9 protein-coding genes are annotated in these 17,373 nt (G+C 35.2%); 1 reads left to right on the top strand and 8 read right to left on the bottom strand.

Features of this window, described 5'->3' with window-relative positions; translation table 11 throughout:
- Positions 1-75: 75 nt before the first annotated feature.
- The 4 genes from ACHZAX_RS04485 to ACHZAX_RS04470 all read right to left on the bottom strand — a co-directional run bounded on the left by ACHZAX_RS04485 (position 76) and on the right by ACHZAX_RS04470 (position 10,239).
- Positions 76-1,071: a DUF4859 domain-containing protein gene (locus ACHZAX_RS04485; protein ID WP_320018176.1), complete on the bottom strand. Its 996-nt coding sequence runs from the start codon at positions 1,069-1,071 to the stop codon at positions 76-78.
- A 48-nt stretch (positions 1,072-1,119) separates the two neighbouring features.
- A complete protein-coding gene (locus tag ACHZAX_RS04480; protein WP_320018175.1) occupies positions 1,120-2,778 on the bottom strand; it encodes a RagB/SusD family nutrient uptake outer membrane protein in 1,659 nt (552 codons plus the stop codon).
- A 91-nt stretch (positions 2,779-2,869) separates the two neighbouring features.
- Positions 2,870-5,842 carry a SusC/RagA family TonB-linked outer membrane protein gene (locus ACHZAX_RS04475; protein WP_320018174.1) on the bottom strand — a complete coding sequence of 991 codons (2,973 nt, stop codon included), beginning with the start codon at positions 5,840-5,842 and terminating at the stop codon, positions 2,870-2,872.
- A gap of 359 nt (positions 5,843-6,201) precedes the next feature.
- A complete protein-coding gene (locus tag ACHZAX_RS04470) occupies positions 6,202-10,239 on the bottom strand; it encodes a hybrid sensor histidine kinase/response regulator transcription factor (RefSeq protein ID WP_320018173.1) in 4,038 nt (1,345 codons plus the stop codon).
- 271 nt (positions 10,240-10,510) lie between these two features.
- Between ACHZAX_RS04470 and ACHZAX_RS04465 the strand changes: the two genes are divergently transcribed.
- Positions 10,511-11,569 (top strand): M24 family metallopeptidase, encoded by a 1,059-nt coding sequence (locus ACHZAX_RS04465; RefSeq protein WP_320018172.1) that lies wholly within the window; start codon positions 10,511-10,513, stop codon positions 11,567-11,569.
- Positions 11,570-11,647: 78 nt separating this feature from the next.
- Here the strand turns inward: ACHZAX_RS04465 and ACHZAX_RS04460 are convergent, their stop codons facing one another.
- From ACHZAX_RS04460 to ACHZAX_RS04445, 4 genes are all read right to left on the bottom strand, one after another.
- Positions 11,648-12,769 carry an aldose epimerase family protein gene (locus ACHZAX_RS04460; protein ID WP_320018171.1) on the bottom strand — a complete coding sequence of 374 codons (1,122 nt, stop codon included), beginning with the start codon at positions 12,767-12,769 and terminating at the stop codon, positions 11,648-11,650.
- A gap of 178 nt (positions 12,770-12,947) precedes the next feature.
- Complete coding sequence (locus ACHZAX_RS04455) at positions 12,948-14,660, bottom strand: ribulokinase (RefSeq protein WP_320018170.1); 1,713 nt, start codon at positions 14,658-14,660, stop codon at positions 12,948-12,950.
- Positions 14,661-14,698: 38 nt separating this feature from the next.
- Positions 14,699-15,385 carry an L-ribulose-5-phosphate 4-epimerase gene (locus ACHZAX_RS04450; RefSeq protein ID WP_101309266.1) on the bottom strand — a complete coding sequence of 229 codons (687 nt, stop codon included), beginning with the start codon at positions 15,383-15,385 and terminating at the stop codon, positions 14,699-14,701.
- A gap of 91 nt (positions 15,386-15,476) precedes the next feature.
- Complete coding sequence (locus ACHZAX_RS04445; protein WP_320018169.1) at positions 15,477-17,333, bottom strand: sodium:solute symporter family transporter; 1,857 nt, start codon at positions 17,331-17,333, stop codon at positions 15,477-15,479.
- Between the last annotated feature and the right edge of the window lie 40 nt (positions 17,334-17,373).

Genomic DNA, 17,373 nt, shown 5'->3' with positions numbered 1-17,373 from the left:
CTTCCTAGTATTAGATTGGCCGAAACTGTTATGTTTCAGCCAATCACGAATACAATCAATACTTAAATGGAGTTTTTATTCTAAAGTGACTGAGATAATAAAACTGAAAAACTTCGTTTCATCCTCTATATCCTTATAGCCTAAACCAATAGTAAAATTTGTTCCTGCACTAAGTGCCGGAGCTCTGCCAATAGACAGAACCTGATCGTCCGAATTGGTTTCAGCAAACATTGAAAAACCGGCATCATTCCATGAACAAACAGCTCCTAAGTTATTAATCCAATATCCAGGAGGATTAGCTGTATAATCACTTATTACATCCCATTCTCCTGTTCCAATGTTAATAACAGACATATGAATACTGCCACCAGTTTCCGTATCTAACTTGGCTAAAAACTCTTCTACACTCAATCCCAAATTATAACTTATTGTCTCTGCATAATCATTGAAATCAATAGTAGTATTACTATAATCTCCTTCAGGAATACTTACACTCGCAATAATGAGTGACGGATCGGTTACAGACACATTGAATGCGAAACGAACATAACGATCATAATCCGGACCATCTATGGCAAAACCAATATTAAAATTAAGAATCGTTCCAGCCTTTGCCTGCTCATTTACATTAACAATTAGAGTTTTTGTTTCAGTATCAATATCAAGACTTGCCGTTTGCGTTTCACTATCGGACATTACACCACCTGCAGTGTTGTAATACCAACCTGTAGTGCCTTTTGTCATCTCCGATTTATCCCAATTGCCTTTACTGGCATTAATATTATAGAATAGAATACTACCATTTTTCAAACCAGTAATAACCTGATCAACAGTCATATTCATTTCATTTTGAAACTTATCTGAATAATCATCTAACTTCACTATTTTAGCTTCGAAACGCCCAACCTCAAATTCCATATTTATCGCCACTTTTGCTTCAGCATCTACTCTCAAATAAGGATTCTCGGTATCACCATACACATGTTTAGATGTGAAATCATTATAGTCGTCACAACCACATAACCCAACAGCTATACAAGACAATAGAATTAATATTTTAATTTTTTTCATACTTTTCATAGTTTATTCTCAAAATAAATTAACCACTCTAATTTTCTATTAATTATATCCAGGGTTCTGAACTAATTTCGAATTTGATTCAAGAAAATCCTTAGGTATAGGAAAAATCTCTTTGGTAACATCAAAATGAGCATCTCGACAAAAACAGGACTTACCAATATATACACTTGAACCACTAGTTAATTTAAAACGAATTAAATCCTGACGACGATGATGTTCTCCAACGAATTCCCAAGCTAAATCATCTAAAAAGCCTCCAAATTCAATATCCGCACCACCCTCATTAGTAACAATTAAGTTATCCACTTCTCCTTCTTGAGCTGTATTTTCCTGATGACCATACAAATACACACTTGGACCTTTAAGGTCAGCAACTGTACGTACCGCTTTCTCAGGATTTGCTTTGAAAGCTCTTCCCCGAATCATCGACACGATGTTAGCTGCAACCTGTTCTCCTTCACCATTATATGAACCTAAACGTAATAGACATTCAGCTTTAATCATATATGCATCAGTCAATCTAAAGAAAGGAACATCATCACCAGCAGTACCTTCTTCCCCGGCAACAATTTCATATTTATGGAATCGCGCTCCCTCCATTTGATAAGCTCCGGGATTATCAATACTATGAACCGACTGGGTATAATTCAGGGGTACACCTTCAATGATAATATCAGAACCTGAAATGTCCTTTTGAACACCAATTAACCAAGTATCACTAAATCTTGAATCATCTTGATCGTAAGTTTGAATAAACTGAGGAATAGCACAACTGCCATTCCATGGTGCAGCTTTCAAATTAAATGTAGCTTTACTCCCACCATGTAAACATTTATTTGACAAATAATTACCTCCTGCATGTACAAAATCATATACAATAGCATAAATGGTTTCAGAACATGCTGATCCATCAGCTTTAAAAGGATCTGTATAGGAAGAAGATAAAGTAAATGGTCCATTCTTGATAATATCATTTACTTCGTCATAAGCTTTCTGGTAATATGTATTATCATTAGTTCCAAACCAAGCATTATAGTTTAAATACATCTTAGCCAACACCATAGAGGCTGCATAATAATTAAACTGTCCATAAACTACTTCTTTTCCTTTTAAGACCTCTTTTATATCTTTCATTTCAGATTCGATAAACTCGAACATCTTTTGCGGGTCTTCTTGCTCTGGTAAAAAACCAGGTTTATGTGTGAAAAGTGTATCCAATGGTACATTTCTAAAATTATCTAAAAGAAGATAATAAGACAGCCCTCTAATTCCTCTTAACTCTGCTGATGAAAGTGGAGCTTTCTTAACTAAATCACGCTCTAACAATTGGTTGCAACTGGTAATTGTTGAATACGCTTGATTCCATATGGTCCAAAAATGCCCAGTCTGATTCGTATAGGTATGCTTATGCATTGTAACGTATAGATCACCCCATCCTACTCCTATTCTAAGCGGAGTCATAATTAAATCAGAAGATTCTTCATAAATATCAAAAGTTCCGTTCCAACCCCAATACAATAATCTTAGATTCTTATATGCAGGACCAAACATTGCCCGAATATCATTATCAGAAAAATCATACCCCTCTGAGGGGATTTCGCTATACAGCTCTTCTTTAAGATCAGTACATGAATTGAAGCAAATCAACCCGACAAAAAGCAAAGCGATGAATTTATATGTGTTTTTGAAAAATTTCATGAGATTTTTTTTTCTGTTTATATAAAAAAACCTATTAACTCACAGTATAACAATACTTAACGCCTAATAGGATTCATTCATCTAAAATAAATTAAAAGGTTAAGTTAACCCCAATAGTATAAGAACGAATGGATGGATATTTATCACGATCGTCCAAACCTGCAGCTTTAAAATCGGTTGCCAATTCAGGATCTAAACCCGAATAATCTGTAATCGTAAATAAATTTTCGCCGGATACGTATACACGAAGATTTTCGATGAACTTCACTTTTGAGAATGTATACCCAAAAGTAATATTATCCATTTTCACATAATCTCCATCTTCAAGATAATAACTAACAAATGTTTGAGTTAAGTTATTCGCTAAAGGTGCAATACCATATACATCATCTGCAGCAGACTTTAAACGATTATAGGAAATAGAGTTATTTTCATAGAACATTCTCTGAGCATTTAAAATTTTGTGCCCAAATTGCCCGCTCATTTGAAGTACTAAATCAAAATCTTTATACTTAAATGTATTGTTCCATCCAACATTTAGCTTTGGAATACCAGATCCTAAATATTGGCGGTACTTATCATCAGCTTTTACATCATCGTTGAATTTTACAGATTCGCCTGTTTCAGGATCTTCAATTAGCCAAAATCCATCCTCTGTTAAACCAACAGATTTCATTCCCCAGAATTGCCCCATTGATTTACCAACATCTACACGATGAGTAGGTAAAGAAATTGGATCAGTAGCATAATTTGTATACCAATAATTTTCTGATTGATACAAATCATTCGATAAGCTTACCAATTCGTTTTCATTATGAGATAATGTAACATTTGTATGCCATGTAAAATCTTTTGATTTAACTGGTGTAGCATCTATAGAAATATCAAAACCAGTGTTTTTCATCTCTCCAACATTGGCAAGAGTTTGATTATATAAATTTGGAGGCACTGGAACATTAAACCAGTATAACATATCTGTTGTCTTTTTCTGATAATAGTTAGCTGAAGCACTCAATCTATTATCAAAGACAGAAATGTCAAGTCCGATATTGTATTCTGCAGATTTTTCCCATTTTAAATCAGGGTTTGGATTTGAAACTACTCCCAAACCTTTTTTCCAATCGCTGCCATCAAAGTAATTATCATCACCATATGAATATCTCGATATAGATAGATAAGGATCTTTAGGAACCACACCAGTAACACCATAACCAGCTCTTAATTTCAAGTTATCCAACCATGAAAATGAATTCATAAATGATTCCTCACTAATTGTCCACCCCAGAGATACAGAAGGGAAATTACCCCATTCATGGTTTTCTCCAAATTTAGAAGAACCTTCGCGTCTGATACTTGCTAAAATATTATACCTATTCTTAAAGCTGTAACTCACACGGCCAAAAAAACCAATCAATTTGTCTTCTTTTCTTTCACTCTCCATATTTGCTTTTCCATCAGTAAGAGCAGTACCGGCCTTAAGATTATCATATCCAAAATAATCTGTTGGAAATCCATAGTTTGAAGCCAAAAACGACTCAAAAAATGATTCTTGGTAACTATATCCGACTAATGCCGAAATACGATGATCGGCAACTGTTTTTTCGTAACTGGAAGTTGCCTCCAAATAATCAGTTTGATCATTATATGATTTTTGATAAGCTTCACCAATTCGATTATTAGTTGTTGCCTTATAAAATTTTGATGTTGTATAGGTTTTGTCATTTGAGAAACTACGCTTTGTAGCAACCATTACATTTGTTTTCCAACCTTTAATAGGCTCTACAGTTAAATTACCGGTAATACGAGTATACTCGCTTCTGTTTTCCCCATTCTTTTCTTGCAGGATAGCATCAGGATTATAATATTGAAGAACCGAAAAATCTTCCCTGTAGCTACCATCTTCATTTCTTACCGGTAAAGTTGGGTTTCTAATTAATGCTTGTCGATAAGCATCTTTTGGATCAGCAATGTCATGCTTGTGAAGTCCTTTTACAATATTCAAATTAACTTTTACAATATCATTTAAAAAATACTGATTTACATCAAAGTTAAGCTTTAACTCATCATTTCCTGTTGATTTAATAATCCCCTCTTCCTGACGGTAAGTAATATTACCTGAGTAAGTTGCATTTTCAGTTCCCCCTGAAATACTTACACTATGATTATGGGTATAAGCCTTTTGTTTGATACTTTTCAACCAATCAGTATCATAACCGGCATCTTTAAACACAGTTTTGCCAGCTCTTATATCTTCTGCATCCATAAAATCAGCTTCTTTATAAAATTCAGAAATTGTATAATAGCCTGCATAAGAAACTTCAGGTTTCTGCATCCTTTTACCTGATTTTGTAGTGATAATAATAACACCACCAGCACCACGGGTACCATAAATAGCCGCAGCAGATGCATCTTTTAACACATCAATGGAAGCAATATTTTCAGGAGCTACTGTATTTAAACCTCCTGGGATTCCATCTACTAAAATTAAAGGATTGGAACTTCCTTCTAAAGACACCATTCCTCTTAAGTTAATGCTTGAAGATGCATTTGGATCACCTGAAGCCTTGGTGATAACAAGTCCTGCAACCTTACCTTTAATAAGATCTGCAGCTCCCTGTGTGTTACCTGAAAGAAAATCCTCCGATTTCACACTTGCAACAGCACTAGTTACATCCCCTTTTCGCTGGGTTCCATAACCAATTGCCACCACCTCTTCCAAACCAATAAAATCAGCTTCCAGGTGTACTTCCTGCTTTGGCATTTCTTTTACTACATTAATATCATAAGTTTTATATCCAATAAAAGATATACTTACAATATCACCCACTTTTGCATCAAGATTAAAATATCCTTCAGAGTTAGTAATGGTACCAATTGTTGTACTTTTAATAAGAACAGTAACTCCAGGTAAAGGAGAACCTATTTCATCCAAAACAATTCCTTCAACTTTTTCCTGGGCTAAGCCAATAGTTGAGGAACAAAACACAACACTTAGAAATAATAAAAACATCAACTGATAATGTTTTAAATTACTTCTACTCTTTTGTTCTAGTTTTTTTCTCATACGTTTCTAATTTTATAAATAGATTTAGGATCATTTTGATATTTCAAAGATGTATTTACAATGACAAAAGTGCATGCACGTATGTTGAAATAACATACACACATGTGTAATTGAAAGTAATACGATAATAAATACTACTGAATATCAATATCTTGACCAATAAAACTATGAGCTTTCGAGATATTACAAATGGAAGATAAATGTCTGACAAAGACAGAAGATGAAATTCATTGAAATCGATTCCGAAAAAAATAGAAATTATGCAGTTCAAACTTCAATTGAGAAAAAAAATCAATAATAAAAACTCAGAATTTTAATGATGCAGGAAGTCTCTTGTCAAAAAATAAGGAAAATGAAAACTAAATTTCAAAATAATCACGCGGAGATTTCCCGAAAAATTCTTTAAATCTTCGGCTAAAATAGGCAGGATTGGAAAATCCTGTTCGATAAGCAGCTTCAGAGATATTACATTTCCCATCAGAAATTAATTTCACAGCCTCTCTTAACCGAACAGTACGAACAAATTCAGTTGCCGAACAATCCGTTATTCTTTTCAATTTAATATGCAAAAGAGATCTGCTAATCCCCATTTCCTTTGTGATAAAAGAAACATCCATTGAAGATTGATCTAAATTTTCAATGATAAGAGAAGTAAGACTCTGAACAAACTCACGATCCGATTCAGAATGAGTTATGTCAGCAGGTGCAATAAAGGCATCTTTCTTAAATCGCTCAATAACATTTCTTCTGGTATTTAAGATATTACAAATATTCTGACTTAATATCTGTGGGTAAAAAGGCTTCTCAATAAATAAATCAGCACCCGTTTTTAAACCGATGTATTCATTATTAGTTCCTCCTTTTGCAGTTAATAAAATTATTGGAATGTGTGATGTTTCAATATTGGTTTTTATTCTTTTCGTTAGTTCCAAACCGTCAATTCCCGGCATCATAACATCACTAATAATGAGTTCCGGAGCACATTCAGCAATCCGGATCAGCCCCTCTTCACCATTTGAAGCCGTTGTTACATTATAATCTTCCTGAAGACTTTCACGAATAAATTCAAGCAATTCCAGATTATCATCAATGACCAAAATTGACGGCGAATTTTTTATTTGTTCCGGTTTATCTGCCAAAGCATAACTCTTATGATCGTCTTCCACTTCAATATCCTCAAGAATACTTCTCCTGCCGCAACAGTCTGTCAATTCATCATCAGAGTAATCCGATTCAGATACTGGTAGTGAAATCATAAATTTAGTCCCCTCCTGAAGTTTACTTTCTACAACTATACTTCCTTTATGAAGAGTAACCAATCCCTTTACAAATGCCAATCCAATTCCCGATCCTGAATAAACTTTGACCTTATCTTCGGCTTGAAAATACCTGTCAAAAATTTTATCAAGCTTATTGGATTCTATCCCATGTCCAGTATCCAACACCGACAACACAAGAGTCTGCTTCAATTCTTTATCTAAACAAATTTCGTTTTGCACCTTTCCGGTCAGTCTGATTGAATCACCCTTGTCTGTAAAGTTGAAAGCATTGGATAATAAATTAACAAGCACCTTTTCCATTTTAGAATAATCAAACCACACTTCGGAATCAGAACCTTCTGTCTCAAGGATAAGATCAACACCTTTCATTTCAGCTGTAGTCGAAAATGATTCCTTCAAGTCCTGTAAAAGAGTATTGATATTGTTTTTGCTGACCTGTAATGTTTCTTTTCCCCGCTCTACCTTTCTAAAATCAAGCAGTTCATTTACAAGCCGCAATAACCTTTTTACATTTTTTTCAATTCCTATAAATTTCTGTTTTACCGAAAAACTGATATTCTCATTTTCAATCATATTCGAAAGAGGACCAATAATTAATGATAAAGGAGTTCTGAATTCGTGTGAAATATTAGTGAAAAATTCAAGTTTTGCCTGATTCAACTCTACGGCATATTCTTTCTCACGTCTTTCCAGATTAGCAATAGCCTTAGATTTTTGAATCCGCGAACCAACAAAATAAATACCTGTAAATATGAAACAAACAATAAAAAAATAAATTAGATAACCCCATATGGACAGATAAAATGGCGGTTTAACATGGATATTGATTGATCGTTGATGATCGCTCCATTCCGATTTATCGGTAGAAGCCTTAACATGAAGAGTATAATTTCCCGGACTAAGATTGGTATAGGTAGCAAACCCCCTGTTTCCAACGTAATTCCATGATTTATCAAAATTCTCAAGATAATAAGCATACTGACACTTACCTTGATTTTCATAGTTTAGTGCAGTATAACCTATTGTAAAAACATTTTCTTTATATTTTAAGTTGATTTCAGATGATCTGTTCAGTGATTTTTTAAGCGGTGAATTAACACCAGGAACTACAGCTTTATTGAATAGCTGCATTTCGGTAAACACAACATCCAGAGGTTTAGATTTAACTTCTTCTCCCGATTCATAAAATGAAACCATCCCATTATTTCCACCAAAATATATGTTCCCACGACTATCCTTATACGAAGCTCTGTAATTGAATTGTTCAAAAGGAATGCCTGAATCAAGATCAAATAAAGTGTATTTCTTTGATTCAGGATTGAATTTAACCAAGCCCTTATCACTGCTGGCCCAAAAATCACCATTTTCTTCTTCTTCCAAACCAAAAATCCACGAAACAGGAAATCCATTATCATTATTGAATCGAACCACTTTATCATTCGCTTCATCGTAATAACAAAGTGCCTCATAAGAGTCACCTATCCAAACCCGTCTTTTTGAATCTATTTTTACAAAATTTATTCCTTTCATAAAAGGAATCTTATCAAATTTTGACAGCGTTTGATCCTGCACCTTGTAACGATACACACCTGTAAATGATGAAAGCCAGATGTATTCACCTGCATCACACATATATTCGATTTGCACTCCGCCCAATATTTCTTTAAAAAATGGAGATATCGACTTGCTTATTGTATTAAAAACTGCAACACCACTACTTGTTGAAATATAGATCAGATTTCCCTTTTTCAAAAAATGATAAATATTATCGGAGGGTAATAAAGGGTGATTTTTTGTTGTTATGTATTCAAACCGACCTGTTTTAGTATTTAAAATATTAATCCCATGGGTATAGGTTCCAATCCATAATCTTTCGGGGGATTCAAAAATTAGACAGTGCAAATTATTAAAATTCAAACCATTACCCTCTACGCAACTTTGGAATTTCGTTATCTCTCCAGTTGAAATATTCATTTTATTCAACCCCATATCTTCAAGGCCAATCCAAAGATCTCCTTTCTGATCTTCAACCAAACAACTAACTACATTACCTGATAAATCTCTTGTACCAGTTCCGGCCTTCCATTTCTTAAAAAACCTTGAATTAGAACACCATAGATTTATCCCCCCAAAATAGGATCCAAACCAAATATTTCCACTACTGTCCTTAAAAGCATTATATATCGGATTGGTATTGATTCCATCAGGATTGGTCAGATCAAACTGCTGATAGGTGAATTTCTCTGTGGCTGGAGACCATACACACAATCCGTTTTCGGTCCCCATCCAAACCCTTCCAATCGAATCTTCAGCCAAACAATGCACCATATTGTGCAATATATGGTGCGAACCTTTTTGTTCTTCTGAAAAATGAATGTATTGCCCATTCTCTATATTAATCCGGCAAATACCGGTATTAGAGGTTGCCAGCCAGATCTTATTGCTGCTATCTAAAAAAAATCCCAAAAAGGATTCTCCATTCGCCTCTGGGGGTAAGTCTATCCCCTTCACAAATCTCTTAGCAAGATCTATAACATATATGATCGAATTCTCTGTTAAAGCAACAATTTTATTGTTTTTTTCCCTAACATCAACAATTTTCGTATCCTTAGGTAAGACCGCAAATTTAATTTTATCTTCCAGATTTATACATTGACCACTTTCACCGTCAAAATATTTTAATTGCTGCTGAACACATAACCATGCACCTCCTTCAGTTGGAACAATAATCTCCAGCCCCTTTATTTCATTTAATGGTTCATAGGGTTTAAAATATTCATTATTAAAATCAAATTGATAAAACTTTCCTTTAATTGTTCTACACACTAAAATTGTATCACACAATACAAAAATTTTATCACTCTGTATATCCGAATACTTACCATCATCAATGCATTGAAAATTTTCAAATTTATTTCCATCAAACCGACATACAGAGCTTCTTGTTGCAGCCCAGATAAAACCATCCTGATCTTGTGTTATACTCTTCACATAGGATGATGGCAATCCATCCACATTTGTATAATGAACAAATTTTAAGAAATCATTATCCGCTTGAGCTAAATTTCCCAAAGTTGAGCAAACGAAAGCAAAAACAATTAAAATCATTCTATTCATACAAATAAATATTATTTTAATAAAAGCCCTAACACCCCATATAACTACCTAAACACAAGACTTTAAATTGGAATTTAAAGGTACTAAATACGTTTTAAAATACAGTGATTTTCTTGAATCTTTTACTCTCTGTTTCTAATATAGAAATATTCTTTCTACAGCGGAAAATAAAACACCTATATAAGTTTGGTACACATTTGTTGTAGTTGCGAATTTGAATTTTTATTTACTTTACATAGAATCTACATCAAGCTCATTTGAAAATATAAACATGGAAAGAATACAAAAAGCACTTCAGCTATTAGAAGAACAGGATATTGATGCTTTACTGGTTACCTCCGAATCAAATGTTACCTATTTATCGGGTTTCACAGGAGATTCATCACGCTTGCTCATAGCAAATCAATCCTGTTATCTGATAACAGACCCCAGATATACTGAACAGGCCAAAAATGAATGTTATAAGGATATAACTGTATTTGAATGGATTAACGACAAGAGATACAATTCTTTAACTTATGATTTTCTCATTAAATCCTTACTCATTCAAAGAATTGGGTTTGAAAGTAATCATATCACATTTCAGGAATATTCTGAAATTAATGGTGAAAAAGTTCCTACTCAAAATTTAGTGGAACAGATTCGTATTATAAAATCCAAAGATGAAATTGAAAATCTGAGAAAAGCCAGCCAAATTTCCGATAAGGCACTTGAAAACACACTCTCTTCAATAAAAGAAGGAGTTATGGAAATTGATATCGTTGCTGAACTTGAATACAACCTTAAAAAGTGCGGCGCAGATAATCTTTCTTTTGAAACGATGGTGTTGTCAGGAAAAAGAACTTCCCTGTTACATGGGAAACCAGGTAAAAAACGTGTCGAAAATGGTGATTTAATCCTGTTCGATTTTGGTGCTTTATACAATGGTTATCATGCAGATATAAGCCGAAGTTTTGTTCTTGGACAAGTAAACGATCAGCAAAGAGAAATTTACGATTGTATAAATAATGCCGGCCAACTAGCCATCAATTCAATAAGGGAGGGAGTTGAGGGAAAAGAAATTGCTGAGATGGTGCGAAAACAAATACCTTCTAAATATTTAGAATATTATTATCCGGGAATTGGTCATGGAGTTGGATTGGACATACATGAACCCCCTTTTATCAGAGACGATGCATCATTTACATTTCAATCGGGCATGGTGATCACAATGGAACCTGGAATCTATATCCCCGAATGGGGTGGTTTGCGTATCGAAGACTCTCTATTGGTAACAAAGGATGGATGCGAACCTCTCAATTTATTCGAACGAAATTTAATTGAATTGTAAACTCTTTTACTCGCAATAGAAATAAAACAGGCTGAATCCATTACAGATTCAGCCTGTTTCACTTACACTAACTAAAAATTATTTGCTTGAAAATTTGTAGATACAAATTGAATGATACTCTTCTCCCGGTGTAACTGTCACATCAGGAAAGTTTGCCTGATTTGGGCTGTCTGGGAAATGTTGTGTTTCCAAACAAAATGCAGTTCTAAAATCATATTTCTTATTCCCTTTACCAACAACTCCATCTAAAAAATTACCACCGTAAAACTGAATTCCAGGTTCAATGGTATAAACTTCAAGAATTCTTCCCGATGATGGCTCAACCACTTTTGCCGCTAAAGTCAGCTTTTCGTCTGATTGATTCAACACCCAATTGTGGTCGTAACCTTTACCATAGGTAAGCTGCATTTCATCATTATCAACGCGTTCGCCAATAGAAGTCAAATTATTAAAATCGAATGCTGTTCCTTTTACAGGTAAAATTTCACCTGTTGGAATTAAACCGGCATCAACGGGAGTGAAAGAATCAGCATTGATCATTAACTGATGATCGTTAATTGTTCCTGCTCCTGCTCCTTTAAGATTAAAATAAGTATGATTGGTAAGATTTAGAACCGTAAGCTTATCTGTTGTTCCAAAGTATTCGATTTTTAATTCGTTATCATCTGTGAACTGATATCTTACTTTTACATCAACATTACCAGGGTATCCTCCGTCCATATCGGCTGAATGAAGGCTAAACTCCAAAGTTTGCTTATCAATTTGATTCACATCCCAAATTTGTCGGTAAAAACCATTTGATCCACCATGCAAATGATTCTCTCCATTGTTTGCTTCAAGCTGATATTCTATTCCATCCAGAGTGAATTTAGCCTGACCAATTCGGTTTCCATAACGACCTATTGTTCCCCCAAAAAAATATTCTTTTTTATCTATAAAATCCTTTCCTGTTCCATATCCAACAGCAACATCAGCAAAATTTCCGTTTTTATCCGGCACCCATAAACTAACAACTCTTGCTCCAAAATTTGTTAACTGACAAACCAGACCATTCTTATTAGTTAATGTAAAAAGTTCAACCTTTTTTCCATTATAACCACAAGAAAAATCTGTTTCAGAAATCAATTCCTTTTTTTGTGGCTTCTGACAACTCATCATAACAGGAATAATTACAACACATAACACATTTAATAGTTTCATAATATTTAGTTTATTGTTATCAATTTCTTCTCATTGCATAAATCCTGAAAAGATCAATATTAATCGATTCTAAATTCACCACTAATTTTTAAATGAAGCTTGCATAAACTCCGAAATGTTACAAAAAAACCGAGGGAATGAAACTTAACATTTCCCCCTCGGTTTCCCGCTAACTAATCTAACTAATTTGTCCTGTTGTTTCAACTATTTTATCTTTTCCAAACAATTCCTGCTCGGTGAAAGTTCCTAATTTCACATACTTTTCGTAAATCTCCAGATACTTTTTAGCGTGATCCGGATTAGGTATGTATTCCATATCAAAACCTTGCCCCATTGTTTTTTGAGCTTCTCCTACTGTTTTATAAACTCCGGCAGCAACAGCGGCAAACATTGCTGCACCGCAAGCACATGTTTGCTCGGTACGCGCAATTTTTATCGGCATATTCAACACATCGGCTAAAGTCTGCATCACAAAAGGTGACTTCTTAGCTACTCCACCTAAACCAATTATTCCTTTAATCTCAACACCTTCACGAACAAAACGATCGACAATAGCTTTTGACCCAAAAGCAGTTGCTTCCACCAATGCTCTAAAAATACGAGGTGCCGATGAACCCAAAGTTAAACCAGCAATAGAACCAGTTACTTCCTGACTTGCATCTGGAGTGCGTCGTCCGTTCATCCAATCAACAGCCACAATTGTAGATTCTTCGATTGAAATTTTTTCAGCTTCTTTGCTTAACTCCGGAATTATCTGAGAAATAGCTTCATCAATCAATTTTTCACGGGTTTCCTCATCAATCAAAGTCGTTTTTGAAAGGATATTTTCGATTGGCCAGGCAACAACATTTTTAAACCATGCATACAAATCACCAAAAGCTGATTGTCCTGCTTCCAACCCAACATAACCAGGAATTACCGAACCATCTACTTGTCCGCAAATACCAGGAATTAATTTATCACCAATCTGATCGTAAGAAGCGATCATGATATCGCAGGTTGAAGTTCCTATCGCCCGTGCCAATACGTTTGGAGTTACCTCGCCCCCAACAGCACCCATGTGGCAATCAAATGCTCCAACTCCAACAGCTACATCGGTGCTTATACCCAAACGTTCAGCCCATTCTGGAGAAATTTTCCCCACAGAAACATCACTCGTATAAGTTTCTTTATATAACTGATCGCGGTAACCTTTTAATAAAGGATCGAGACTGGTCAGAAATTCCTCTGAAGGCAATCCATTCCATGAATCATGCCACATCGCTTTATGACCTGCTGAACAGCGGCTGCGCACCACTTCTGTTGGCTTCAGTTTTCCTGTTAATACCGCCGACATCCAATCGCAATGCTCTATCCAGGAAACTGCTTTATCCCGTATGGATTCATCTTCACGCAATACGTGCAGCATTTTTGCCCACACCCATTCCGAAGAATATATTCCACCTTCATATTGAGAATAATCAACATCCCATTTTTTCACCAATTCGTTAATTTCGGCAGCTTCCTTAACTGCAGTATGATCCTTCCACAATACAAACATTGCATTCGGATTTTCTGCATATTCAGGCAATAAAGCCAAAGGAGTGCCATTTTCATCCGTCAACACAGGAGTACTTCCTGTTGTATCAAATGAAAGCCCCACCAGACTTCCGGCAACCCCTTTTGGCGATTTTTCCAGAGCATCTTTAATCAGATACTCCATAACTTCTATATAATCCAATGGATGTTGGCGATATTGATTCTTTACAGGATCACAATACTTGCCTTCCATCCACCGGGGATAATTCATAACCGACGATGCAATTTCTTCTCCGGTAGCAACATCTACTACAACAGCCCTTCCTGAATCTGAACCATAATCAAGACCTATTACATATTTCTTTGCACTCATAAACTGTATTTTTAATCATTAAATCAAAGCAGTTTTACCTACTGACCGTAATATGAATCTTTACCATGTTTGCGACTAAAATGCTTATCAGTCAGAAGAGAATTCATTGAGGCATTTGGCTGAATGGTTTTTGCTATGAAAGCCATTTTGGCCAGCTCCTCTAAAACAACACTATTGTGAACAGCATCATTTGCATTTTTCCCCCAGGTAAACGGACCATGATTTTTAACAATCACACCAGGAACATGCATCGGATTCAATTCTTTAAATGCTTCAATTATAACGGTGCCTGTTTCTTTTTCATAAGCTCCCTTTACCTCAGCTTCATTCATATCCCGTGTACAAGGAATCTGTCCGTTAAAATAATCAGCATGTGTAGTTCCCAGTATTGGAATCCCAATTCCTGCTTGTGACCATCCGGTTGCATAAGTTGAATGAGTATGAACAATTCCGCCAATCTCTTTAAAACTTTTATACAGCTCAAGATGAGTAGGCGTATCTGATGAAGGACGTAATTTGCCTTCCACAACATTCCCGTCCAAATCAACCACAACCATGTCTTCACTCTTCATTTCGGAATAGGAAACACCACTTGGTTTTATTACAACCAAACCATTTTCCCGGTCAACAGCACTTACATTTCCCCATGTAAAGAGTACCAATCCGTATTGCACCAATTCAAGATTGGCTTTAAAAACCTCTTCTTTTAACTTATTTAAGTCCATTATTTGAATTTTAAAAATTGCCTGATAGTTATTAACCTTACCATATTTAACTCAACTACCAGGCAATTTAATTCACACCTATTATATTATTTTACCAGAAATAAGCATATAATGCAACAATAATCACAACAATACCCATTGCACTAATAAAGAATGTTTTATCTGTCTGGAAAAGTTCAGGATCGAAAGAGTACGCCTTGCCATCCTGTTTCTTGGAATTTGCATTGGTAAACATGATTACGGCTAAAAAGGCCATCATAAATGTCATCATGAAAATTGAATGAAAACCTAGATGAGCTAAACTAACACCAAACAAATCAGTACCCCAAACAATACCTGCAACAAAAGTAATAATTGTTAATCCAGTAAATAGTTTACCACCCAAAAGCAACTTCTCACGATTTTTTTCTGAAATTTTTTCAGCTTCTATTTTATGACTATCAGTAAGAACCAGAATTACTGCCAAAGAAATTAAAGCCATACAAACATATCCCATGCGAATAATAAATGGCAATTCCGGCAATAACATTTTCATAAAAATCCCCATTGGTAAAGTAGCAATAGTAGTCCAAAGAGCTGCTCTGTTGGTTGCTCGTTTCCAAAGAATTCCCATTCCAAATACAACAACTACCCCAGGATAAATAAATCCGGTGTATTCCTGAATGTACTGAAATGCCTGATCCAATCCTCCCAACAATGGTTTCGCAGAAATAATAGCGATTATTAAGGCAAAAACGGCAGTAAGACGCCCCACCAATACCAATTTCTTTTCGGATGCATTTTTATTAATATGCTCTTTATAAATATCAAGAGTGAAAATTGTTGCTGTTGAATTCAGCATCGAAGCTAAAGACGATACAACTGCCGCGGCAAGTGCTGCAAACCCTAAACCTCGAATCCCTTCAGGAGCAAAATTACGAAGCAGCCAAGGATACGCCTGATCCGGTCTGTCAATAGCACCTGATAATCCATCAATAGCTCCTCTTAAATCAGGATGATTAAACATTACGTAAGCGGTAATACCTGGTACGATAACAATAATCGGAATTAGAATTTTTAAATATCCTGCAAAAAGAAGTCCTCTTTTTGCTTCTTTCAAATTTTTAGCCGCTAATCCTTTTTGAATAATGTACTGATTAAAACCCCAGTATCCAATATTGGTAAGCCACATAGCTCCAAAAATAACAGCAAGACCAGGTAAATCTTTGAAGACTGTCGCATCTATATTTTCATCAATAATCATATTGAAATGAACATCTCCGGGAACTTCTCTAACTTTACTAAGAACCAGCAAAAAACCATCTATTGCAGAACCATCACCTGCTACTGCATCCAAAGCAAACCATGCAGTTATTAATCCTCCTCCAACAAGGAAGACAACCTGCACAACATCAGTCCAGGCAACAGCTTTAAGACCGCCGTAAACAGAATATATACCAGCAAAAAGAAGTAAAGCCGGCACTCCATATTCCATTGGGAATCCAAGAATTTGATCCATTGCAATAGCTCCTAACCAAGCAACAGAAGTAAGATTTACAAAAACGTAAACCAATAACCAGAAAAATGAGAAAAAGAAACTGACTCCGCTGCCATATCTTTCCTTGGCAAACTGAGGCATTGTGTAAATTTTCTTATCGATCATTTGCGGCAATAGAAACTTTGCAACTAAAATAAGAGTAATCGCAGCAATCCACTCATAAGCTGCAATTCCCAAACCAACAACAAAGCCAGAACCAGACATACCAATAAATTGTTCAGCAGAAATATTTGCTGCAATTAAAGATGCTCCAATAGCCCACCAGGAAAGTGTACCTCCAGCTAAAAAATAATCTTTTGAACTTTCCTCTACACCTTTTTTTCCTCGGGAAATCCATAAACCGAGACTTACAATTAATATTGCATAAGCAATAAAAACAGCATAATCAATGGCCGTAAAACCTGCATTCATAGTGATTAGTTTTATAAATACTCTCAGCAAAAAAGCCGAG

It is taken from the genome of Labilibaculum manganireducens (genome assembly GCF_963665805.2).
In the GTDB taxonomy this organism is placed as follows: Bacteria; Bacteroidota; Bacteroidia; order Bacteroidales; family Marinifilaceae; genus Labilibaculum; species Labilibaculum manganireducens.
Note: the sequence above shows the minus strand (reverse complement) of the source record. Positions and strands in the feature narration are given on the sequence as shown.